Origin of the sequence: Synechococcus sp. W4D4, assembly GCF_047716805.1 — a bacterium.
Lineage (GTDB): Bacteria > Cyanobacteriota > Cyanobacteriia > PCC-6307 > Cyanobiaceae > Vulcanococcus.
In genome coordinates this window covers 1,473,207-1,493,950 of record NZ_CP180404.1, presented here as the reverse complement: position 1 = coordinate 1,493,950, position 20,744 = coordinate 1,473,207, and the positions used below count along the sequence as shown (strand labels likewise).

Annotated in this window: 24 protein-coding genes; 10 read left to right on the top strand and 14 right to left on the bottom strand. The window is 66.2% G+C overall.

Annotated features, from left to right (window positions below; genetic code table 11):
- The first annotated feature begins 33 nt into the window (after positions 1–33).
- Entirely contained in the window at positions 34–228 is a 195-nt protein-coding gene (locus ACLM42_RS08360) for a hypothetical protein (RefSeq protein WP_247910326.1), read from the top strand.
- On the opposite strand, the gene ACLM42_RS08355 is transcribed toward ACLM42_RS08360, so the two are convergent.
- The 5 genes from ACLM42_RS08355 to ACLM42_RS08335 are packed head-to-tail and all read right to left on the bottom strand — an operon-like array spanning position 225 to position 4,090.
- On the bottom strand, positions 225–467 hold the full coding sequence (locus ACLM42_RS08355; protein ID WP_247910327.1) for a hypothetical protein: 243 nt from the start codon (positions 465–467) through the stop codon (positions 225–227). The genes ACLM42_RS08360 and ACLM42_RS08355 overlap by 4 nt on opposite strands.
- A 32-nt stretch (positions 468–499) precedes the next feature.
- On the bottom strand, positions 500–1,996 hold the full coding sequence (locus ACLM42_RS08350) for a leucyl aminopeptidase (protein ID WP_415400156.1): 1,497 nt from the start codon (positions 1,994–1,996) through the stop codon (positions 500–502).
- 37 nt (positions 1,997–2,033) lie between these two features.
- Positions 2,034–2,636, bottom strand: coding sequence for a GIY-YIG nuclease family protein (locus ACLM42_RS08345; protein WP_415398785.1), 603 nt, complete (start codon positions 2,634–2,636; stop codon positions 2,034–2,036).
- A 3-nt stretch (positions 2,637–2,639) separates the two neighbouring features.
- On the bottom strand, positions 2,640–3,314 hold the full coding sequence (locus tag ACLM42_RS08340; protein ID WP_415400155.1) for a type II secretion system protein GspK: 675 nt from the start codon (positions 3,312–3,314) through the stop codon (positions 2,640–2,642).
- A 32-nt stretch (positions 3,315–3,346) separates the two neighbouring features.
- Positions 3,347–4,090 (bottom strand): DNA-binding response regulator, encoded by a 744-nt coding sequence (locus ACLM42_RS08335; protein WP_415398784.1) that lies wholly within the window; start codon positions 4,088–4,090, stop codon positions 3,347–3,349.
- 91 nt (positions 4,091–4,181) lie between these two features.
- Here ACLM42_RS08335 and ACLM42_RS08330 point away from each other — a divergent pair, with 91 nt between their 5' ends.
- Both ACLM42_RS08330 and tyrS read left to right on the top strand, forming a co-directional pair.
- A complete protein-coding gene (locus tag ACLM42_RS08330) occupies positions 4,182–4,505 on the top strand; it encodes a DUF1825 family protein (protein WP_247910330.1) in 324 nt (107 codons plus the stop codon).
- Positions 4,506–4,547: 42 nt separating this feature from the next.
- The gene (gene tyrS / locus ACLM42_RS08325) at positions 4,548–5,810 is read left to right on the top strand and encodes a tyrosine--tRNA ligase (protein ID WP_415398783.1); all 1,263 of its coding nucleotides are present in this window, start codon (positions 4,548–4,550) and stop codon (positions 5,808–5,810) included.
- Positions 5,811–5,874: 64 nt separating this feature from the next.
- Here tyrS and ACLM42_RS08320 read toward each other — a convergent pair whose 3' ends face one another.
- Complete coding sequence (locus ACLM42_RS08320) at positions 5,875–6,288, bottom strand: cupin domain-containing protein (RefSeq protein WP_247910332.1); 414 nt, start codon at positions 6,286–6,288, stop codon at positions 5,875–5,877.
- 140 nt (positions 6,289–6,428) lie between these two features.
- On the opposite strand from ACLM42_RS08320, the gene pyrF reads away from it, so the two are divergent.
- The gene (pyrF, locus tag ACLM42_RS08315; RefSeq protein ID WP_415400154.1) at positions 6,429–7,100 is read left to right on the top strand and encodes an orotidine-5'-phosphate decarboxylase; all 672 of its coding nucleotides are present in this window, start codon (positions 6,429–6,431) and stop codon (positions 7,098–7,100) included.
- Here pyrF and ACLM42_RS08310 read toward each other — a convergent pair.
- Genes ACLM42_RS08310 through hpf form a run of 5 tightly spaced genes read right to left on the bottom strand, consistent with a single transcriptional unit; the run spans position 7,097 to position 11,727 of the window.
- Positions 7,097–8,239 (bottom strand): glycosyltransferase family 4 protein, encoded by a 1,143-nt coding sequence (locus ACLM42_RS08310; protein ID WP_247910333.1) that lies wholly within the window; start codon positions 8,237–8,239, stop codon positions 7,097–7,099. The genes pyrF and ACLM42_RS08310 overlap by 4 nt on opposite strands.
- Before the next feature lie 28 nt (positions 8,240–8,267).
- The gene (locus tag ACLM42_RS08305; RefSeq protein ID WP_247912040.1) at positions 8,268–9,617 is read right to left on the bottom strand and encodes an MFS transporter; all 1,350 of its coding nucleotides are present in this window, start codon (positions 9,615–9,617) and stop codon (positions 8,268–8,270) included.
- A gap of 5 nt (positions 9,618–9,622) precedes the next feature.
- Positions 9,623–10,432: a DNA repair protein RecO gene (recO, locus tag ACLM42_RS08300; RefSeq protein ID WP_415398782.1), complete on the bottom strand. Its 810-nt coding sequence runs from the start codon at positions 10,430–10,432 to the stop codon at positions 9,623–9,625.
- Positions 10,429–11,100 carry a deoxyribose-phosphate aldolase gene (gene deoC, locus ACLM42_RS08295; RefSeq protein ID WP_415398781.1) on the bottom strand — a complete coding sequence of 224 codons (672 nt, stop codon included), beginning with the start codon at positions 11,098–11,100 and terminating at the stop codon, positions 10,429–10,431. Before deoC ends, recO begins: the two co-directional genes overlap by 4 nt.
- Positions 11,101–11,139: 39 nt before the next feature.
- Positions 11,140–11,727 (bottom strand): ribosome hibernation-promoting factor, HPF/YfiA family, encoded by a 588-nt coding sequence (gene hpf, locus ACLM42_RS08290; protein WP_415398780.1) that lies wholly within the window; start codon positions 11,725–11,727, stop codon positions 11,140–11,142.
- A gap of 47 nt (positions 11,728–11,774) precedes the next feature.
- Between hpf and lipB the strand changes: the two genes are divergently transcribed.
- The 5 genes from lipB to queA all read left to right on the top strand — a co-directional run bounded on the left by lipB (position 11,775) and on the right by queA (position 17,418).
- Positions 11,775–12,470 (top strand): lipoyl(octanoyl) transferase LipB, encoded by a 696-nt coding sequence (gene lipB, locus ACLM42_RS08285; RefSeq protein WP_415398779.1) that lies wholly within the window; start codon positions 11,775–11,777, stop codon positions 12,468–12,470.
- Positions 12,471–12,498: 28 nt separating this feature from the next.
- Positions 12,499–14,415 carry an AMP-binding protein gene (locus ACLM42_RS08280; RefSeq protein WP_415398778.1) on the top strand — a complete coding sequence of 639 codons (1,917 nt, stop codon included), beginning with the start codon at positions 12,499–12,501 and terminating at the stop codon, positions 14,413–14,415.
- Between the two features lie 88 nt (positions 14,416–14,503).
- Entirely contained in the window at positions 14,504–14,947 is a 444-nt protein-coding gene (locus ACLM42_RS08275; protein WP_247910338.1) for a YlqD family protein, read from the top strand.
- A 66-nt stretch (positions 14,948–15,013) separates the two neighbouring features.
- Positions 15,014–16,327, top strand: coding sequence for a dihydrolipoamide acetyltransferase family protein (locus ACLM42_RS08270; protein ID WP_415398777.1), 1,314 nt, complete (start codon positions 15,014–15,016; stop codon positions 16,325–16,327).
- Positions 16,324–17,418: a tRNA preQ1(34) S-adenosylmethionine ribosyltransferase-isomerase QueA gene (gene queA, locus ACLM42_RS08265; protein ID WP_415400153.1), complete on the top strand. Its 1,095-nt coding sequence runs from the start codon at positions 16,324–16,326 to the stop codon at positions 17,416–17,418. The genes ACLM42_RS08270 and queA overlap by 4 nt, the downstream gene beginning before the upstream one ends.
- A 44-nt stretch (positions 17,419–17,462) precedes the next feature.
- Here the strand turns inward: queA and ACLM42_RS08260 are convergent, their stop codons facing one another.
- From ACLM42_RS08260 to ACLM42_RS08250, 3 genes are all read right to left on the bottom strand, one after another.
- A complete protein-coding gene (locus ACLM42_RS08260) occupies positions 17,463–18,062 on the bottom strand; it encodes a superoxide dismutase (RefSeq protein WP_247910340.1) in 600 nt (199 codons plus the stop codon).
- Positions 18,063–18,185: 123 nt separating this feature from the next.
- Entirely contained in the window at positions 18,186–18,794 is a 609-nt protein-coding gene (locus tag ACLM42_RS08255; protein WP_415398776.1) for an FKBP-type peptidyl-prolyl cis-trans isomerase, read from the bottom strand.
- A 47-nt stretch (positions 18,795–18,841) separates the two neighbouring features.
- Positions 18,842–19,183 carry a phasin family protein gene (locus tag ACLM42_RS08250; RefSeq protein ID WP_247910342.1) on the bottom strand — a complete coding sequence of 114 codons (342 nt, stop codon included), beginning with the start codon at positions 19,181–19,183 and terminating at the stop codon, positions 18,842–18,844.
- A gap of 53 nt (positions 19,184–19,236) precedes the next feature.
- Here ACLM42_RS08250 and ACLM42_RS08245 point away from each other — a divergent pair, with 53 nt between their 5' ends.
- Positions 19,237–20,697 (top strand): nitrilase-related carbon-nitrogen hydrolase, encoded by a 1,461-nt coding sequence (locus tag ACLM42_RS08245; RefSeq protein WP_415398775.1) that lies wholly within the window; start codon positions 19,237–19,239, stop codon positions 20,695–20,697.
- The last annotated feature ends 47 nt before the right edge of the window (positions 20,698–20,744 follow it).

The following is a 20,744-nucleotide window of genomic DNA, read 5'->3' as shown; positions in this document are numbered from 1 at the left end:
TTACTCTGGATCAGTCTCGAATGCAGGTTTTGTATGTATCTGCTGACGATTCGCGATGGTCTCGTGACACGTCATATCGGCCCCTATGCCACTCCGAAGCAGGCTTCGGACGATCTCGATCGCCTGTTGAAGCTCTTTGGTGATCGGGCCCGCTGGCAAATCCACGCCCTGGAGGAGCCCGCGTCCCTCCGTGGCGATGCCAGCGCTTCGGTGGCGACGGCCGCCTAACTGCGCGGTTGGTTCTGTCCTGGGTAGCCCCGCAGCAGGCCGCTTTCCACCATCAGCCCCACGGCGGCCACGATGGCCACCAGGCTGAGTGTGCCGTACCAGAACCAGGGGCCGTGGGGCTGTCCCAGGGCTTGGAGCGTGCGTCGCTGCACCGCTTCGCCGAACAAGCAGAGGCCCGCCGGCAGCAGCAGGACGCTCAGCTGTGCTTTGACGTACCACCGAAGTTTGGGCACTGCCATGCTGCAGGTTGGGTCGCTCGCAGGGCAGCAGCCTAGGCGGCGCCCCCGGCAAGGACCCAGTTGACCAGGGTGCGAACGCCAAAGCCGGTCGCACCAGCGGGATCCAGGCCGCGGCCCTTATCGCTCCAAACGGTCCCAGCGATGTCCATGTGGGCCCAGGGGATCTCCTTGTTGACGAAGTCCTGCAGAAATAGGGCCGCCGTGATGGAGCCGCCAGGACGGGGCCCGGTGTTTTTCATGTCGGCCAGGCCGCTCTTGAGGCCAGCGCGGTAAGAGGCGCGCAGGGGCATCCTCCAAAGGTTTTCTCCGCCCTCCTCTCCAGCCTGAACCAGGGCCTGGGCCAGGCAGTCGCTGGGGGACCAGAGGCCGGCGATTTCATCACCCAGAGCGATCACGCAGGCCCCGGTCAAGGTGGCCAGATCCACCACCGCGTCGGGTTCCAACTTGCAGGCGTAGACCAGGGCATCGGCCAGGGTCAGCCGCCCTTCGGCGTCGGTGTTGTTGATCTCGATCGTTTTGCCGTTGGACGCGGTAACGATCGCTCCAGGGTGGATCGCCCCGCCGCTAATCATGTTTTCGCAGGCGGCCACCAGCATGTGGACCTCGATGCCGGCGGGTTTCAGTTCAGCGATGGCTCGCATGGCGCCGAGCACCGCGCCGCTGCCCCCCATATCGAACTTCATCATCTCGATCTGGGAGCCGGCGGTTTTGAGGTTGTACCCGCCGGAGTCAAAGGTCAGGCCCTTGCCCACCAGCACCAGTCGCCGCTTGACCTCCCCTTGGGGGACATAGGTCAGGTGAATGAACTTCGGGGGAAGATCTGACCCCTGGGCCACGGACAGATAGGAGCCCATCCCCAGGGCTTCGCAGTCCGCCCGCTCGAGCACCTTGAGCTGCAGACCAAAGTCGCGGGCGATGCCGGCGGCGGTCTCCGCCAGGGCGGCCGGGGTCACCACGTTCGGCGGGGCGGCCACCAGTTCACGGGCCAGTTCGACGCCGCTGCAGATGGCCTGGCTGCTCGTGGCAGCGCCTTGGCAGGGGCTCAGCTGGTCGGCAGGTAGGCCGAGCAGCTCCACCTGGGTGGGTGGTTGGGTGGGTTCTGCTTCGCCTTTGAAACGCTGGTCCCTAAAGAGGATGAGCCGGACCGCTTCGGCCATGGCTGAGGCTGCCGCAACCGGGGGCAACCCCTCGAGCGGGAGGGCCAGACCCACGCTGCTTGCGCCGCTGCCATGGGCCGCTTTGGCGCCGAGGGCGGCTGCTTTGCGCAGCTGCTCCAGGTTGAACTCCGCGGCAGCACCCAGGCCCACGAGCACCAGGGTGCTGGGCTGTTGATTGAGCAGCTCAAGCACCAGGCTTTCGCCGGGTTTGGCCTTGAAGCGGCGACGCTCCATGCGCTCCAGCAGGACGTCGCCAAAGCGAGCTTTCAGCAGGTCCCGGCTGCTGTCTCCAGGAGCATCGCTGAACAGACCCACCACCAGGGCCTCCCCCGTCCAATCGCGGGCGGTGGCGCTGCTGCAGCGGATCTCCATGGCCATCTCAAGCTCAATGGGCGCGATGGTAGATCGATCAGCCCGGCTCAGCTGTGAAGGGGGTCGCCCACCGGCCGCGGGTTTCTTTGTTGAAGGGAGGCAGCCAGTGGCGAATCAGGGCTTGCTCGAGTGCTTGACGTGCCCTTCGCTCGCTGGGGGCGTCGTGCCAAAAACGGATGCTGGGTTGGCTTTGCAGGTTGGCCTGCTGCAGGGCCTCGCCGTAGGCCGCCAGGTAGCCCTTGCAGTCGTGCTCGCCTTTCCAGCGTCGATCGGCTTGCTTGGTCTCCCCTACGTAGAGCAGTAGGGCTCCCTCGAGATGGGGCGGCCGGTCCACGACGAAATAGAGGGCCGCTCCATCGAGTTGGCGTTCGGGCCAGCGCCAGAATTGCAGGTGTTGTGGGGCCAATTGCAGCGGGTCGAGTCGTTGCACCGCGGCGGCGCCAATGCTGCTGCCGCCAAAGAGATCCATCTGGCCTGGGGCGAGCTGACGGCCGCTGGCCACCGCCTCAAAGCGGGGGCGTTGGTACTCCAACAGGCGCTGCTGCCAAGCGATCAGCTGGTGCTCCTGCAGGGGGAGGACCCCGCCGCTGCTGCCGACGCTGGCAGGGGAAGCACCAAAGAGTTCGCCTTGCCGTCCCATGCCCTAGGCCGAGCGGGGGAGTTCTGGGCCAGCGCTGCCTTGGCCAAAGCGGACCTTGCCAATGAGCTCCTCCACCACGGCGGCGGGTAGTTGCAAGCGTTGTTGCAGATCCGCCAGGTCCTGGAAGGGGGCGCGTTGGCGCTCCCGCAGCAGCCGTTGACGCCGCTCGGGCCCCAGTTGGGGCAGTTGCCGCTCCAAGGCCTGGGCCGGAGCACGGTTCAGGTCGATCAGCAGGGGCCTCAGGGTGGTTGGTGCCCCATCGCCATACCAGCGGAATTGCAGCAGGGGCTCCCAAATCGCGACCACGGCGGCGGGGAGATCCAGCAGGCGCTGGAGATCCTCCGGGCCGCTGAGTTGCACGCCCCCCTGCTGCAGCCGCAGCAACAGGTCGACCTGATCCCGCTGGATCTGGGGCAGGCGCAACCAGTCGCTTGCACTGGCGCGGTTCACATCCAAGCGCCACCCCAGAGCGGCCGCATGCAGGACCTCCTGGGCGTTAGCCAGCCGCAGGTTGGGGTTGTGCTCGAGTTTCAGGGCGAGCAGGTCTTGCTCGACGCGCTCCTCCAGGGGGAGTGGTTCCGGCGCTGCGGTGCTGGCCGGTTTCTCGCGCCGGGGCAGTTGTCCGGCCGCTTCCAGCAGGCTCCGGGCCAGAGGATCCAACCAGTGGCCTCGGCCCATGGCGGTGTCGGGTGCGGCGGAACCGCCCGACCTTAACGAGGGTCTGGCCACTCGACCAAGCCCAGTCGAATTCCCTGCACTGCGGCCTGGATTCGGCTCTTGGCGTTCAGTTTTTGGAAGATGTGCCGGATGTGGTCTTTCACTGTCTCGAAGGAGAGGTGCAGGCGTTGGCCGATGCCCTGGTTCTCGGTTCCATCGGCCATGAGTTGCAGGATGTCCACTTCCCTTGGGGTCAGCTGAGCCAGAGGATTGCCTGGGCCCTCAGCAAAGGCTTCGAAATAGCTTTTGCTCAGGTTGCGGTCGAGGTAAAGCCCTCCGGTCTGCATCGAACGAATGGCCGCCAGGAAGCTGCCGAAGCCCAGGTTGCTCTCGAGGCAGAGCCCATCGCAGTTCGCCTGGAGGGCCTGGTGAATGGCCATCAGTCGCCGGGGCTGAGTCACCACCATCAAGGTTGTGGGCGGCTGCGGCAGGGCTTTGGCCTGGGCCACCAGGCTGCCGCCGTTGCCCTGCTCGAGCCGGTCGGTGCAAATCAGCAGATCCGCCTGCTCCTCAGCCAGCTTCTCCAGCCCTTCGCTTTGGGTGGTCACGGCCCCGACGATCTGGGGACCCGGTTGCAGGGCCGCAATCAACAGGGTTAGGGCGAGTCGGGACCCGCTGCAGACCACGACACGGGATTGGCTGAGCAGTGCGTTGCTAGCGGCCAGGTTGCCCCGCACGGCCTCAAGGGAGGGGGTGTAGTCCATCGCGAAGGAGGGCGCACTGTTCACTGTGTGCATGGGCGGCGGACTTGGCAGCCATTACGCCTATCCGCACTCGTCAGGGCGGGCTGCGCTCAGCACAATCGTTGGGCCCACCCGGCCCAGCGTGATGGCGTTCTTTGAATCCGAGATCGTTCAGGAAGAAGCCAAGCGCCTGTTCGGCGACTACCAGCAACTGATGCAGCTGGGCGGGGAGTACGGCAAGTTCGATCGCGAAGGCAAGAAGCTGTTCATCGATCGGATGGAGGAGCTGATGGACCGCTACCGCGTGTTCATGAAGCGCTTTGAGCTCTCCGATGACTTCCAGGCCAAGCTCACGGTGGAGCAGCTGCGCACCCAGCTGAGCCAATTCGGGATGACCCCCGATCAGATGTTCGAGCAGATGCAGCGCACCCTGGATCGGATGAAGGGGGAGCTGGAAGCCGAAGCCTGAGCCCCGTCTGCGTACGATCCGACCCCAGATAGCAGGGCGGACATGGCCAAGGGCGAGTGGGGACTGCCCCAGTGGTTGGAGCGCGGTGTCGCCGACCTATTCCCCATTGGTACGGAAGCCAGCGATGCCGACCAGCAACTGGCGGCTCGCCTCGCCGAAGCCGAGAAGCAGGGGCGGCCCCTACGGATCAAGCTCGGCATTGACCCGACGGGAAGTGATATCCACCTCGGTCACTCGATCCTGTTCCGCAAGTTGCGGGCCTTCCAGGATGCGGGCCACACTGCGGTCCTGATTATTGGAGACTTCACCGCCCGCATCGGTGATCCCACGGGCAAAAGTGCCACGCGCGTCCAGTTGACGGCCGAGCAGGTCGAGGCCAACGCCCGCACCTATCTCCAACAGCTGGGTCAGGGCCAGGATCCCGCCCGCGCCCTGCTGGATTTCGAGACCCCGGGTCGCCTGGAGGTGCGCCGCAACAGCGAATGGCTCGCCTCCCTCGATCTGCCCAAGGTGATCGAGCTGCTGGGGATCTCCACCGTTGGCCAGATGCTCGCCAAGGAAGACTTCGCCAATCGCTACGGCTCCGGCACCCCGATCTCCCTGCACGAATTCCTCTATCCGCTCCTGCAGGGCTACGACTCCGTGGCGGTTCAGGCCGATCTGGAACTGGGGGGCACAGATCAGAAGTTCAACGTGGCCATGGGCCGCGACCTGCAGCGCCATTTCGGCCAACGCACCCAGTTCGGGATGCTCCTGCCGATCCTGGCGGGCCTCGATGGCGTCCAGAAGATGAGCAAGAGCCTCGGGAACACCGTCGGCCTGGCGGAGGATCCGCTCTCGATGTATTCCAAGCTCGAGAAGGTGCCCGATGCGGCGGTGGAGGAGTACCTCACCCTGCTCACCAACCTGGATCTGGCGGTCCTGCCCGAGAACCCGCGGGAGCGTCAGAAGGCGATGGCCCTGGAGGTGACCCGCCAGCGTCACGGTGAGGCTGCGGCCCAGCAGGCCCAGGCTGATGCGGGCAAGTTGGTGGGTGGTGCCAAGGGCAGCGGTGCGGCCGATGCCGAGGTCCCCGAGGCCTCACTCGCCCAGGTGAACTTCCCGGCGAAGGCCTTCTACCTGCTCAGCGCCGTTGGCATCTGCTCTAGCAGCAGCGAAGCGCGCCGCCAAATCCAGGGCGGTGGGGTCAAGCTCGACGGCGAGAAATTGGCGGATCCCAACCAGGAATTTGCCGCTGCAGCCGAGCTCGAGGGCAAGGTGCTGCAGCTGGGCAAAAAGACCTTCCGGCGGCTGGTGGCGGGTTAGACCGCTCTCTCCACACCCTGTGCAATCCGGCTGCCCTTGGCTGCGTTTGGTTGGGTTTTGTGATCTAGAGGTTCCGCAGGACCTCTAGATCCTCCGCGTCAAGCGGTGTGGGAATGCCGTGCTCGAGCAGTTCTGCGAAACCACCATCCCGGCTGAGCACCGTGATCAGATACACACGCCCCGGTCCCGGATTCTCCAGGTCGTGAACGGCGTCGCCGGGGACGCTGACAAAGTCCCCACCGCTGGCGGTGATGGAGGAGTCACCCAGGTGAAACACCACGTTCCCCCGCAAGACAAAGAACAGCTCCGCCGCCTGGTGATGGCTGTGGGCCGGGACCCGGTCGCAGGGGTCATGCACCTCCAGGAACTGCGTGCAGCCACCCGCTTCCGGCTTGCTGAGCAGGGCGAGGCGGCAATGGTCATCGCTGCCCAGCCGGTAGCCCTGGAGCTGCTCGGGATGCAGGACCCTTGGACCCATGGGCGAGGCAAGCCATTGCCCCCATGCTGGGTCTCCTGCCTGGAACGCGCCAGGACACTTCGTAGCCTGAGATCTCCATCGAGAGCAGATCTCCCGTGACCAGGCCTGCTGCCGAGCGGATCATCGTTGCCCTCGACGGGATGGCCCCGGATCAGGCCCTGGCCTTCAGCCGAGGGGTGCAGGGCTTGCGCTGGGTGAAGGTGGGCCTGGAGCTCTTTGTCCAGGCGGGACCTGAGGTGGTGGCCCAACTGCGGGATCAGGGCCTGCGGGTTTTCCTCGACCTAAAGTTCCACGACATCCCCGCCACCATGGCCGGCGCCTGCCGGCGGGCCGCTGCCCTGGGCGCGGAGCTGATCACTGTGCATGCCTGCGCCGGTCGTGAAGCCCTGCAGGCGGCGCAAGCCGCGGCCAGCGAGGGCGCGCAAGCGTCGGGTTTGGCCTCCCCCACCCTGCTGGCGGTCACGGTGCTGACCAGTTGGGAGGAGCAGCGGCTGCAGCGGGAATTGGCCATTGATCAGACCATTGCCGAGCGGGTGCCATCCCTGGCGCAGCTGGCGGCAAGCGCCGGCATTGGTGGTTGTGTCTGCTCGCCGCTGGAGGCCTCCAGCCTGCGGGCCCAACACCCGGAACCGTTTGCCTTGGTCACCCCAGGGATTCGCCCCAAGGGCAGTGCCGTGGGGGATCAAGCCCGGGTGCTCGGCCCTGCAGAGGCCATCGCCGCTGGCGCCTCTCAGCTCGTCATCGGTCGGCCGATCACCAAGGCCGAGGACCCCTCGGGGGCCTTCGCAGGCTGCTGCGCCGAGCTGGCCTAGGCCAGGACTGAACCGGTGGGACTGAGCTCGCCGTAGAGCCGCTCCAATTGGTCGATGTTTTGGGTGAGGGTGTAGCGCTCAAGGGCCCGCTGGCGGGCGCGCCTTCCCAGTTCTGCGGTGAGGACCGGTTGGTCCCGCAGCACCGGCAGGAGGGTCCGCAGCTGCGTCGTCACCCCCTGGGTGCTGATCACAATGCCGGCGCCGCCCTCGAGCACCTCCCCATCGGCCCCCGCATCGGTGGCGACGCAGGCGGTGCCACTGGCCATGGCCTCCAACAGGGCCAAGGAGAGACCCTCCACCAGGGAGGGCAAGAGGAAGACCTCCGCCAGCTGCAGCAGTGCCAAGCGGACCTTCTGGTCCGGTTCATGGCCCCACCAGAGGATCCCGGCGTCCTCGCCGTAGTTCTGCATCAGGGATTGGCGCATCGGGCCATCGCCCACCACCACGAGCCTGCAGCCCCTGGGCTGGACCAATTTCCAGGCCCGCAGTAGAGCTTCGACGTTTTTCTCCGTGGCGATCCGCCCCATGTAGAGGAAGACCCGTTGACTGGCGAACCGCTGGCGCAGTTCCTCGAGGGTTTCCGAGGGGGCTGCAGGGTTGCTGGGGCTCCAGCGCTGGGGATCGACCCCGTTGGGGATCACCGCCAGGCGATCACTGGGAACCCCCAGCCGCATCAACACATCGGCCTGCAGCTCCGAGAAGACCACCACCCGGTCGTACTTGGCGAGGGATGGGGCGTAGAGCTGATAGGTGAGCTGCTGGGTGCCGGCGCTCAGGTTGCGCAGGCTCGCGTCAAAGGGTGGGTGGAAGGTGGCCACCAGCGGCAGCCCAAGCTGTTGGCAGAGGTCCGGCAGCCTGAAATCCAGGGGAGAGAGGGTCAAGCTGGCGTGCACCAGATCCGGCCTGAGCCGCTCAAGGGACTCCCGCAGTTCCCGCTGCGCCCCCGGCGAAGGAATGGTGTAGACCTGCGACTTGACCAGGTAGGGCAGGGCCACGTCAGGGCTGGCCGTTCCTGAGCTGTCGAAGTGAATAAAGCTGATCTCGTGGCCCCGATCCCGTAGGGCCTCGGTGGTGGTCAGGCCGTAGGTGACGTTGCCGCAGAAGGGTGACTTTTTGCCCAGCCAGGCGATATGGGCCACGCAGCGGCTACTCGACCAAGAGCCGAAACTAGCAGCGTTTCCACGGCTGCTCGAGCAGCGCAGCGGCCACGGCCAGGCCCGCCAAGGCCCAGAGCACCGGCAGCAATCCATAGCGGCTGACGATCGCTCCAGCCAGCACCAGAGGCAGGCTCAAGGCGATGTTGATCAGGTTGTTCTGGAGGCCAAAGACTTTGCCCCGCATGGATTCCGGGGTGTCCTCTTGGATGGTGGTTTGGGCGGGGATGGCCAGCAGGGCGGCCCCCACGCCGAGTACCGTGCAGAGGGTCAGGGTGAAGCCCAGGTTGCCGCGGAGCTGACCGAGCAGCACCAGGCTCCAGGCGATCGTTCCCAGGCCGGCGGAGGCCAGACGGCGGCGGTTGAAGCGATGCCCGACCTGTGCCACCGCAACGGCCCCTAGGGCCAAGCCGATGCCGCTCATGGCCAGCAGGGTGCCGAATTGGGTGGGCCCCAACTGACGGATGGCCGAGGCCAGGCTGATGGCCAGGACGTAGAGCGCCGCCAGCAGGCTGTAGAGCAGCACCAGCTGGAGCATGGCGCTGCGCACGCTGGGACGCTGCTTGAGCACCTCCAGGCCATCGGAGATCTCGCGCCAGATGTTCTCGTCGTGGCTACGCCGCGGGGTTTCCTCGACGCGGATCCAAGCGATCGAGAGGGCGGCCAGGCCGTAGCAGAGGGGTAAGAGGGCGAACTCGCCGTTGGCGATGCCCAGGGCACCCAGGCCGTATTTCAGGGCCCGCAGGATCGGATCACCGAGGGCAAAGCCGACGATCGTGGCCGCCATGCTGGTCGCTTGGTAGAGCGAGTTGGCAGCCAGGAGCTGGCGCGTTGGCACCAGCATCGGGATCGCGGCCTGTTCCGCCGGTGCAAAGAATTGGGTCAGCACCGACTCCAAAAAGGTGATCACCAGCAGCGCCCAATAGCCCCAGCTCAGTCCCAGCCAGTGGGGACCATCCAGCAGGCAGAAGGGAGTCAGCAGGGCGAGGCCGGCGCGGATGCCATTGCTGGCCACCATCACTTCGCGTTTGCGCCAGCGATCGGCCCAGACCCCCGCCACCAAACCAAGCACCATCGCCGGGATGGTGTTGGCGACGTAGATCCCTGTGGCCAGCAGGGTGATCCACTGGGCCCGGCCCTCGATGCTGAGGTTGAAGGCCCCTGCGGCTTCCACCAGTGCCCCGCCCTCTGGCGGTGTTGCCCCGGCCCAGTACTGGGCGATGAGGAACACCATCAACACGATGTAGAACTTGTCCGCGAGCTGGCTGAAGATCTGCCCAAGCCAGAGCTTGCGGAATTCGGGCAGGGCTAAAACCCCTTGGAGTCCCGTGTTTTCTCCTGGAGACCGCGGGTCTTCGCTCACGTTCTTCAGGACCTGTCGGCTAACGATGATGCCCCATCGCTGAAGCACTGTCTCAGCATTCGCCAGGACCGGGCGCTGCGGCTGAGGTGTTCTCGGCACCAGAGCTCCAGCAGTTGCAGCAGCCGCAGCCAGACCCATTCCGGTCCCATCAGCTCTCCATCGCGCCTACGGGGCAAGGCGGGCCGGAGCAGCCGTTGCAAGAGAGCTAGCTCGGAGGCATTCAGCACCATCTGGGCGCCAGGGACGGCGCCAAGGACAAAGCCCTCACTGGGCAGCAGGCTGCAGCGCCACTCCCAGTTCCCCAGGGGTGGATCCAGGGGGGCCCCGCTACGGCAACACTCCGCCAGGGGAAGGGCATAGCCCCCCAGGGCCAGCAGGTGGGTCAGCCCTTGGACGCTGATGGCCAAGGCCTCGAGGCTGTCTTGTTTCTCCTTCACCACCAACTCCAGGCGGGCGAGTTGCACCAGCAGGTCCTCCAGCACCCCATCGATCGCATCGCCGCTGGGGACCAGGAGGAGAGCCACCTCCGCCAAGCCTTGGGCGGCGGCCAAGGTCTCCAGCCGCTCCGCCAGGTTGGAGAAGTTGCGCAGGACCCGCAATTGGCGCACGCGCTTGAGGCCGCTGCGTCCCCCCACCTGCAGGCTCAGGACTGCCAGGGGCACGGCGGCAGCGAGGGAACTCTTGGGCTTGCGGGCACCGGGGGCCGCAAGCCGGACCAGGCCCTCTTCGTTGCTCAAGAGTGTGATCAGCCGGTCGCTTTCCCCCAGGGGGCTGCTGCGCAGGACCAAGCCCTCAAGCCGCTGCTCTGGGCTCACGCTGCCTTCGCCCGCAGGGCCTCCATCAAGGCCACGCCACGGCTGGTGCCCAGTCGACTGGCCCCGGCTTCCACCAGTGCATAGGCCTGCTCGAGTCCGTTGATTCCGCCGGAGGCCTTGATCGCGGCTCTGCCTCGGGCCAGATGCTGGAGCTGTTTGACCTGCTCAACGCTGGCCCCAGGGCCAAAGCCGCTGCCGGTTTTGAGCATGTTCGCGCCGACGTCGATGCTGGCTTCGACGGCCCACTCCAGGACCTCTGGGGAGAGGCGTCCCACCTCCAGGATCACCTTGAAGGGCAAGCCCAATTCCGCGATGGGGGCGAGGTCATCGCAAAACAGGCTGCTGTTGCCATCGGCCAGGGCACCGAAGTCCGGCACCACGTCGAGTTCATCTGCACCCGCTGCAGCCGCCCATTCCGCTTCCTGGCGCTTGATCTCCGTTGGGATTGCGCCGAAGGGGAAGCCAATCACGCTGATCAACTTGGGGCCCCTTCCGCCGCTGGGGCCCAGCCGTTCGCGGGCTAGATCCAACCAGCGGGAGGCCAGGCAGACCCCGGCAAAGCCGAAGTGCTTGGCCTCATCGCAGCAGCGCAGGATCGACTCGCGGCCCTGATGGGGATCCAACAGGGCGTGATCGATCAGGGGAGCGAGATCGGGCAGGTCGCGCACGGTCAGCTGGCGCCGGGTATTGGTCTCCAGTGTCTGCGATCAGGCCTTGGCCTGAATCACGCCGAAGCCCCCGTGGTTGCGCCGGTAGACCACCTGCAGCTCGCCACTGCTGGCATCGCGGAACAAATAGAAGTTGTGGTCGATTAATTCCAGTTGGTGCAGGGCATCCTCGAGGCTCATCGCTGGCATCGGGAAGTACTTGCGGCGCACCCCCCGGCTTGGGAGACCGGCTTCTTTGCCTTCCAGCAGCGAGCCGCTGACACTGTCATCGCCGGCCATCTCCACCACGCTGGGGGTCTCGCTGGCGTGGTGGCCATGGCTGTGGTGGTGGTCGCCGTGGCGGTCTTTGTAGCGACGCAGCTGCCGGGTCAATTTCCCGGCCACCAGATCGATGCTGGCGTAGAGGTTTTCGCTGCGTTCTTGGGCGCGGATCACGGTGCCGTTGGCAAAGACCGTGACCTCTGCGGTTTGTTGCGGAACCCGGGGATTGCGGGCCACGGAGAGATGCACGTCCGCCTCTTTCACCATCCCGTCGAAATGACTGGTCGCGCGCTTGAGTTTTTCTTCTGTGTACTCGCGGATGGCTGGAGTGATCTCCAGATTGCGGCCGTGAATCACGAGCTTCATCCCTTGCCTCCTGGGCGATGGACCCGTTTAAACGCTAGGAACGGTCAGTGATTTCAACCACGGCCTCGCCCGCTCACGACGCAATCTGTTTCGAGCCCCCTGGCTGCGTCCCGTTCGCGCTGGGCTGGACTTGGCAGCAGCAGTTGCAACGGCGCCTACTGGAGAACCCCGATGGGCCTGAGGCGGTGCTGCTGCTGGAGCACGAGCCCTGTTACACCCTGGGTCGCGGTGCGGACCCGGCCTTCCTGGGCTTTGATCCAGAGGATCCCCCCGCACCGCTATTTCGGATTGATCGGGGCGGTGAGGTGACCCACCACTGTCCGGGGCAGTTGGTGCTCTATCCGGTGCTCAACCTGCAGCGGCATGGCGCTGATCTGCACCTCTACCTGCGGGAGCTGGAGGGGGTGGTGATCGATCTGTTGGCGGAGCTCGGCCTGGGGGGCGGCCGCATTGATGGGCTGACGGGGGTCTGGCTGGAGGGCCGCAAGGTGGCCGCCATTGGCGTGGGTGCCCGCCGTTGGATCAGTCAGCACGGCCTGGCCCTGAATGTCGAGGCGGATCTCTCGGGTTTTGCCGAGGTGGTGCCCTGCGGGATCGCTAACAGGGAGGTGGGTCGGCTGGTGGATTGGCGCCCCGAGCTCTCGGCGGCTGTCCTGCGGCCGCGGCTCCTGGAGACCTTTTCGCGTCGCTTTGGTTTGCAGTTGCGCCCTCCAACCCTGCAGGAGCAGCTCCAGGGGTGGTAAGACCGGGACCAACTGACTGGTGTCCCCCATGCCCCTCGCCGAGATCAGCTGGACTGGCAGCCGCCACGATCAGCGCGCCTTGGCCGAGAGGCACGACTGGAGTGCGCTCCGCGGCCTCGACCAGCTCTGGGGTCAGCTGGCTGAGCTCCATGGCGAAGCCCCGGCCCTGGAGGCCCCCCACGCCAAGCCGCCGGAGCAGCTGAGCTTCCGCCGCTTGCATCAACAGATCGAACAGGCCGCCGCTGGCTTCGCTGCCCTTGGCGTCCGGCCTGGCGAGGTCGTGGGTTTGTTCTCGGAAAACAGCCCCCGCTGGCTGGTGGCGGACCAGGGCCTGATGCGTCTTGGGGCCGCGGATGCGGTCCGCGGTAGCGGCGCACCAGTGGATGAGCTGCGCTACATCGCCGCCGACTGCGGTGCGGTGGCCCTGGTGTTGGAGTCCGCGGATCTGCTGCAGCGCCTGCAACTCAGCAGCGAGCTCCTCGGGCAACTGCGCTTTGTGGTCCTCCTGCAGGGGGAGCGCGGCTCGGTGGGGCCGGTGATTCCCTGCTTCACCTGGGACGAACTGATGGCCAAGGGGGCCGCAGGCCCTGCTCCGGCTTGGCCCGAAGGCGGCGAAGAGCGCCTGGCCACCGTGCTCTACACCTCAGGCACGACGGGCCGTCCCAAGGGCGTTCCCCTCAATCACGCCAATTTGCTGCAACAGCTCCGCACCCTCGGGGTGGCGGTGGCGCCGCGCCCCGGTGATCGGGTGCTGAGCGTTCTGCCGATCTGGCATGCCTATGAGCGCAGCGCGGAGTACTTCCTGCTCTCCTGCGGCTGCCAGCAGACCTACACCACCCTGAAGCAACTACGCCCGGACCTTCAGCGGGTCCGGCCCCACTACCTCATCAGTGTTCCCCGGCTTTGGGAAGCTCTGCTCAGTGGCTTCGAAGATGCGCTCGCGGCAATGCCGGCAAGCCGCGCCAAGTTGCTGCGCTCGGCCCTGAGCGTCAGCCGATTCCACTGCCTCTCCAGGCGTGTGGCGGCCGATCGCACCCTGGTGCCCGAGGGCAAGCGCCGCCGGGTGGCCGCCGCCGCCGGGGCCCTGCTGAGTTGGCCCCTGCATGGGGTGGCCGAGAAGCTGTTCTGGCCGAAGGTCCGTAGCCAGCTGATCGGGGGTCGCCTGCGGACGGCCATTAGTGGCGGTGGTGCCTTGGCCATCCATGTCGATGGTTTCTTTGAAGCCATCGGAATTGAGCTGCTGGTGGGCTACGGGCTGACCGAAACCAGCCCAGTGCTGACCTGCCGTCGTCGCTGGAATAACCGCCGCGGCAGCTCCGGGCAGCCGTTGCCTGGCACCGCCATCAAGATCACTGATCCTGAAACCGGGGCGGTTCTGGCGATTGGTGAGCGGGGCAAGGTGCTGGCCAAGGGCACCCAGGTCATGGGGGGCTACCTGGGTAAGCCGGAGGCCACCGCGAAGGTGCTTGATGCCGCGGGGTGGTTTGACACCGGTGACCTGGGCCATCTCCTGGCCGACGGCACGCTGGTACTAACCGGCCGCGCCAAGGACACGATCGTGCTCAGCAGTGGCGAGAACATCGAGCCGGGTCCCCTGGAGGAGTGCCTGGTGGCCTGTTCCCTGGTGGAGCAGGTGATGCTGGTGGGCCAGGACCGCAAGGCCCTGGGGGCCTTGGTGGTGCCGAAGCCGGAAACCCTGGAGGCCTTCGCCAGTGAGCAGGGATTGCCTGCAACGGACCCCGCCCTGCTGAAGGCCTTGACCAGCCGGCTGAATCGCCGCCTGCAGGCTCGGGTTGGAGCCCGCCCGGATGAACGGTTGGCGGGGGTCGCCCTGGTGGAGCCCTTCAGCATTGACAACGGCCTTCTGACCCAAACCCTCAAGCAGAAGCGCGACCGCATCGCCGATCGCGACGCCCGGGCGATTGAGGCGATCTATGGCCGATAGCGCTGAGGGCGGGGCCGGGAACCCGCCCGCCCCAACCGTTGTCGGTCTTGGCTGCTCCTGACAGGCTGGGCGCCACGATTCATCTCCCATGGCCGAGGGTTCCCTCTCCGTTAAGCGCTCCATCACTGTCCGCGCGGTGGTCACCCCCCGCTGGAAGGAGGACGCCGAGCGGGAGATCAGCGCAGCCATCGCCAACAGCGACGCCCAGCTGGGGCAGCTTGAGCAAGAAGGGCAGCAGCTGGTGGAGGCGATCCGCAGCCAGAGCGCTAACCCCCTCGATCCCCGGGTCCAGGAGCAGGTGGGTTCTGTGCAGGAACAGGTCGCGGCCAAGCGCGCCGAGCTGGAAGAGCAGAAGCGTCAGCTGCTGGAGCAGCAGCGCCAAGTTCGCGATCTGGAGATGGAGCAGATCGTCGAGCAGGGCCAGCTCGACAGTTTCACGGACGTGAAGGTGGGCGACAACCTGGTGGAGAAGCTCCAGGTGGCTGTGGTCGTGCGCGATGGGGTGATCGAGTCGATCGAAGGAGCCCTCTGAGGCGCCCCCGGAAGTCGCTGCCGCTGAGCCGCGTAAAATCCCCCTCAATTGAGCGGCAGACCTCCGTTGGCCACCCACGAAATCTTCATGCCCGCCCTCTCCTCCACCATGACGGAGGGCAAGATCGTGGAATGGCTCAAGAAGCCAGGTGACAAGGTCGGCCGCGGTGAGTCCGTCCTGGTTGTCGAGTCTGATAAGGCCGACATGGACGTGGAGTCCTTCAACGAGGGCTACTTGGCTGCGGTGTTGATGCCCGCAGGCAGCACCGCACCCGTTGGTGAAACCATCGGTCTGGTGGTGGAAACCGAGGCTGAAATTGCTGAGGCCCAGGCCAAAGCCCCCAGTGCCCCTGCCGCCGCTGCAGCTCCCGCCGCAGCCGCTGCTCCTGCTCCTGCCCCTGCACCGGTCGCGGCTGCCCCAGCCCCCGTTGCCGCTGCACCGGCCCCAGCTCCCGTGAGCAATGGCCGCGTGGTGGCGAGCCCTCGGGCCAAGAAACTGGCCAGCCAACACGGCGTGGCCCTGGAGACCCTGCGCGGCAGCGGCCCCCACGGCCGCATCCAGGCCGAGGACGTCGAGCGGGCCCTGGGGCTGACCGTGGCGGTCCCCCGCGTGGCCGAGGGTTCAGCACCTGCCGCGAGCGGCAGCAGCAATGGCGCCACTGCTCCCGCCGCCGCCCCTGCGGGTAACGCCTTCGGCCGCCCCGGCGAGAGCGTGGCCTTCAACACGCTCCAGGGCGCGGTCAATCGCAACATGGTGGCCAGCCTGGCGGTGCCGACCTTCCGCGTCGGCTACACCATCACCACCACCAAGCTGGACGCCTTCTACAAGCAGGTCAAGAGCAAGGGCGTGACCATGACGGCCCTGCTGGCCAAGGCCGTGGGCGTTGTGCTGGCCCGTCACCCCCAGGTCAATGCCGCCACCAGCGCCGATGGCACCGCCATGGTCTACCCGGCTTCGGTGAATGTCGCCGTGGCTGTCGCGATGGAAGACGGTGGCTTGATCACGCCAGTGCTGGCCAACGCCGACAAGACCGATATCCACTCCTTGGCCCGCAACTGGGCGGACCTGGTCAGCCGGGCCCGTAGTAAGCAGCTGCAGCCTGAGGAGTACAGCACCGGCACCTTCACCCTCTCGAACCTGGGGATGTTCGGTGTGGATCGCTTCGACGCAATCCTGCCCCCAGGCACTGGTGCAATCCTGGCGGTGGCTGCCTCTCGCCCCACGGTGGTCGGCGGTAAGGACGGCTCGATCCGGGTGGCCAATCAGATGCAGGTGAACCTCACCTGCGATCACCGCGTGATCTACGGCGCCGATGCGGCTGCCTTCCTGAAGGATCTGGCTCAGCTGATCGAGACCAACCCCGAGAGCCTGGCCTTCTGATCAGCGACGATCAGCTGCTCTCGAGTTACGTCTTCGACCTACCGGAGACGTTCATCGCCCAGCGCCCCGTGGAGCCCCGCCATGCGGCGCGCTTGCTGGCGCTCGAAGGTGCAGAGGGCTGCAGCCATCAGATGGTCTGGGATCTCCAGCAGCTGCTGAAGCCCGGTGATCTGCTGGTGGTCAACAACACGCGGGTCCTGAAGGCACGCCTCCAAGCCCGCCGGCCCACGGGCGGGGCGGTGGAGTTGCTGGTGCTGGAGCCCGTGGGGGGCAGCGATTGGCTCTGCCTGGCCAAGCCGGCCAAACGGCTCAAGCCGGGGGAGATCCTGCAGATGGAGCACCCCGGTCAGGAGCCAGTGCCTCTGGCGATCGTGGCGGTCGATCCCGACACCGGAGGCCGGGTGGTGCGCTTCCCGTCGGAGTGCACCACCCCTGAAGCGATTGAGGCGCTGCTGGCGCGCTATGGCGAAATTCCCCTGCCGCCCTACATCCACCAGCACTCCAGCGACGACGACAGCCGCTACCAGACCCGCTTTGCCTCCCGGCCTGGAGCAGTGGCGGCCCCCACGGCGGGCTTGCACCTGAGTGATGAATTGCTCGAAGCCCTGGAGGCGCGAGGGGTGCAGCGCACGACCGTGACCTTGCACGTGGGCCTGGGCACGTTCCGTCCGGTGGAGACGGAAGACTTGACCCAGCTGGAGCTCCACAGCGAGTGGGTGGAGGTGTCGGAGGCTTGCGTGGAGGCGGTGGCCCAGTGCCGTGCCCGCGGCGGACGGGTAATTGCGGTTGGAACCACCTCGGTTCGCAGCCTGGAGGCGGTGGCCCAGCTCCATGCGGGTCAGCTGCAGCCCCACGCTGGACCGGTGAACTTGGTGATTCAGCCCGGCTATCGCTTCGCGGTGGTTCAGGGGCTGCTCACCAATTTCCACCTGCCGAAAAGTTCGCTGCTGCTGCTGGTTAGTGCCCTGGTGGGACGGCTGCGGTTGCTGGCCCTCTACGAGGAGGCCAAGGCCGAGGGCTATCGTTTCTTCTCCTATGGCGACGCGATGTGGATTGCTCCGGAGGCAGTCCTGGAGAGCGCCCGGCCATAAAAAAAGCCCCCGCTTGAGCGGGGGCTGGCGATGCATCGCTGCGATCAGGCGGCGGCCAGGTTGGCGGCCACAAAGTCCCAGTTCACCAGCTTGTCGAGGTAGGTGCTGATGTAGTCGGGGCGGCGGTTCTGGTAGTCCAGGTAGTAGGCGTGCTCCCAGACATCCATGGTCAAGAGGGCCTTCTGGCCATGGGCCAGGGGCAGATCGGCATTGCCGGTCTTGGTGACTTTCAGGGTGCCGTTGTCGAGGACGAGCCAGGCCCAGCCGCTACCGAACTGGGTGGCGCCGGCAGCCTTGAAGGCTTCGACGAACTTCTCAAAGCTGCCGAAGTCAGCATTGATCTTGTCCAGCAGAGCGCCGCTGGGGGTGCCACCGCCATTGGGCTTGATGCACTGCCAGTAGAAGCTGTGGTTCCAGACCTGGGCAGCGTTGTTGAACACACCGGCCTTGCTGGCGTCGCCGGCCACGGCGACGATGGTGTCCTCGAGGCTCTTGCTCTCCAGATCGGTCCCAGCCACCAGGTTGTTCAGGTTGGTCACGTAAGCGTTGTGGTGCTTGCCGTGGTGGAACTCAAGGGTTTGGCGGGAGATATGGGGCTCGAGGGCGTCGAGGCCGTAGGGCAGCGCGGGCAGCGTATGAGCCATGAAACGAGGGATCGTGCTGTTGGATGCCCGGCCAAATGCCGGACGGCGGCGGCATCCTAACGATCGTTTGAAGTTTCGTAAGTCGCGGGAACCGCACTGCTGGCGTGGTTCCCGCAAGCGCGATCAGCCCTTGATCTCGAGCAGTTCCACCTCAAAGATCAAGGTGGCGTTGGGGGGGATCACGCCACCGGCACCCCGCTCGCCATAGGCCAGATCGGGGGGGATGACGAGCTTGCGCTTGCCGCCCACCTGCATTCCGGCGACGCCTTCATCCCAGCCCTTGATGACGCGACCGGCGCCCAGGGGGAAGCTGAAGGGGCCGCGGCCGTAGCTGCTGTCGAACTCCTTGCCGCTCTCGAGGGTGCCGCGGTAGTTCACCAGCACGAGCTGACCTGAGGTGGCCTCAGGGCCGTCACCGATGACCAGGTCGGTGATGCGCAGACCGCTGGGGGTCATCCGTTCTTTGGCCGCAACCATTTCTCCTCCGAGGGCAGACGCCCCACTGTCGGCGATGACGTCGCTGGCCATGGTGAAGAGGCTGGGGTTGGGGTCCTCGGGATCGAGCTCGATCTGGCCGCTGAAGCTGGCTGGGGCTGGGGCGCTCGCCACCGCCTGTTGCATGGCTGGCTGGCTGGGGGCTGCGTTGACGGTGGAGGGCGCCACGATCTGGCTGACCAGTGCCAGCAAGAGGCAGCCCACGCAGACGGCTGAGCTGATCAGGATGTCCCGCATGGCTGGATCAAAGAGGCATCAGTTGGCGATTCTCGCCTAGTCGCTCCTCAGTCCGGGATCTCCAGTTGGGATTGCTTCTGCCGAAGCTGTTGTTCCAGCCGATCGATGCGCCCCCGCAGTTCATCCACCTCCCGTTGCCGGGCGAGGCCCAGGTCCTGCAACAGGTGATCGAGGTTTCGCTCCACCTGGCGTTCGGTCTGTTTTTCCAGCTCGGGGTTCTCCCCGCGCAGGCTGGCGAGAACGTCATCGACCAAGGCGCTGGCCTGGTTTGGATCGAGTCGCCCACTGCTGACCCAGGCCTGGGTGACGCCCCGCAGGCGCTCGGCCACAAGGGAGGTGGTGCCAAGGCCTCGGAAGAGCAGTTGCTGAAGGGTTCGGCTGGGATCCATGAACCCGCAGGGGTGCGCTGATTGCACCATGACGCTCTTTAGGGTCAGTGGCCATGGCAGAGAACCGGCGACTGGTCTGGATTGGTGCCCTGCTGGGCGGCCTGCTCGCAGGTATGGCTCTGCCGCCACTGGGTTGTCCTCCTCTGCTTTGGATTGCCCTGCTGCCGCTGTGGGGTTTTGGTCCCGGGCCGGCGGCCCTCTGGGCCGGAACCGCTGTATTGCTGAGCCATCGCTGGCTGCTTTGGCTGCACCCGCTGGATTGGGTCGGGGTGCCCCTGCCCTTGAGCCTGCCGCTCTGTGTCCTGCTCTGGCTGCTTCTGGGTTTGCTTGGTGCGGGGCTGGTGGCGCTCTGGCGAGCCCTGGTGGGACGGTTGGGGCCCGGCCGTTGGTCAGTGGCCCTCCTGGCCTCGGCTCTGTGGGGGTTGGGCGAGGTCTGGATGGCCAAAGGACCCCTGTTTTGGCTGGGGCTGGGGTCGGTGGTCCTGCCTGGTGATCGCGCCCTGGCGGGCTTGGCCCAGTGGGTTGGGGCCGGGGGATTGGCGGCGTTGCAGTTGCTTCTCGCCTGGGGGCTTTGGCGCTTATTGCTGGCTTGGTGGGATGGGCGCCGCGGTCTCTGGCGCGGCGGGTTGACCTGGCTGTTGGCGGTCGCCCTGCTGCATGGCCTGGGCTGGCAGATGCTGCAGCGCAGCTCCCTTCCAGACCCTGAGGCCCCGTGGCTGTCGGCGTTGGTGCTTCAGCCCGATATCCCCACCCGGGAGAAGTTCAGTTGGACTCAGCAGCGAGCCCTGGAGCGGCAGCTGCGGGAGGCCCAGGCGGAAGCGGAAGCCCAGGGCGCCGACCTTTTGGTGCTGCCGGAGGGGGCTTTGGCCTTGGGGCAAGGCCTTCCTGCTCCAGGGGCTGTGGAGGTGCTGAGCGGCGGCTTCCGCCAGGAGGAGATCGAGCTGCGCAGCAGTGTTCTGCTCTTTCCCCCTCAGGCGCAGGAAGCCGAGGGAGCCATCGACAAGCATCGCTTGGTTCCGCTTGGGGAATGGGTTCCCGGCGGTGCCCTGTGGCGTTGGGCTGGGTTGTCGGCGGTCGGTGGGGTGGAGCCGGGGCCGGCCTCGCGCCTGCTGCAGCGCCCTCAGGGTGATGTGGCTGTCGCCATTTGCTACGAGATTGCTGATGGTGCGGGCTTGATCGGTGCCAGTCGGGCTGGGGCTGGCTGGATCTTGGCCAGCGCCAATCTCGACCCCTATCCCCTGCTGTTGCAGCAGCAGTTTCAGGCCCTATCGCAATTGCGGGCCATCGAGGCCAGTCGCTGGCTCGTGAGTTCCGCCAACACGGGGCCGAGCCTGGTGGTGCGGCCTGATGGAGCCCCAGGACAGGCCCTGCCGCCAATGCATGCAGGGACGCTGTTGGTGCGGTTTCAGGTCAGGTCAAACCAGACTCCCTATGGCCGCTGGGGGGAATGGCCACTGCTACTGACGGCCGGCGCCGGGCTCGCCGCAAGTCGGTCTCGCGTGAGACAATCTTGAGACTTGCTTAAGGCGCCTTTTGGTTTCCTTCCGCTCTGGTCTTCTTG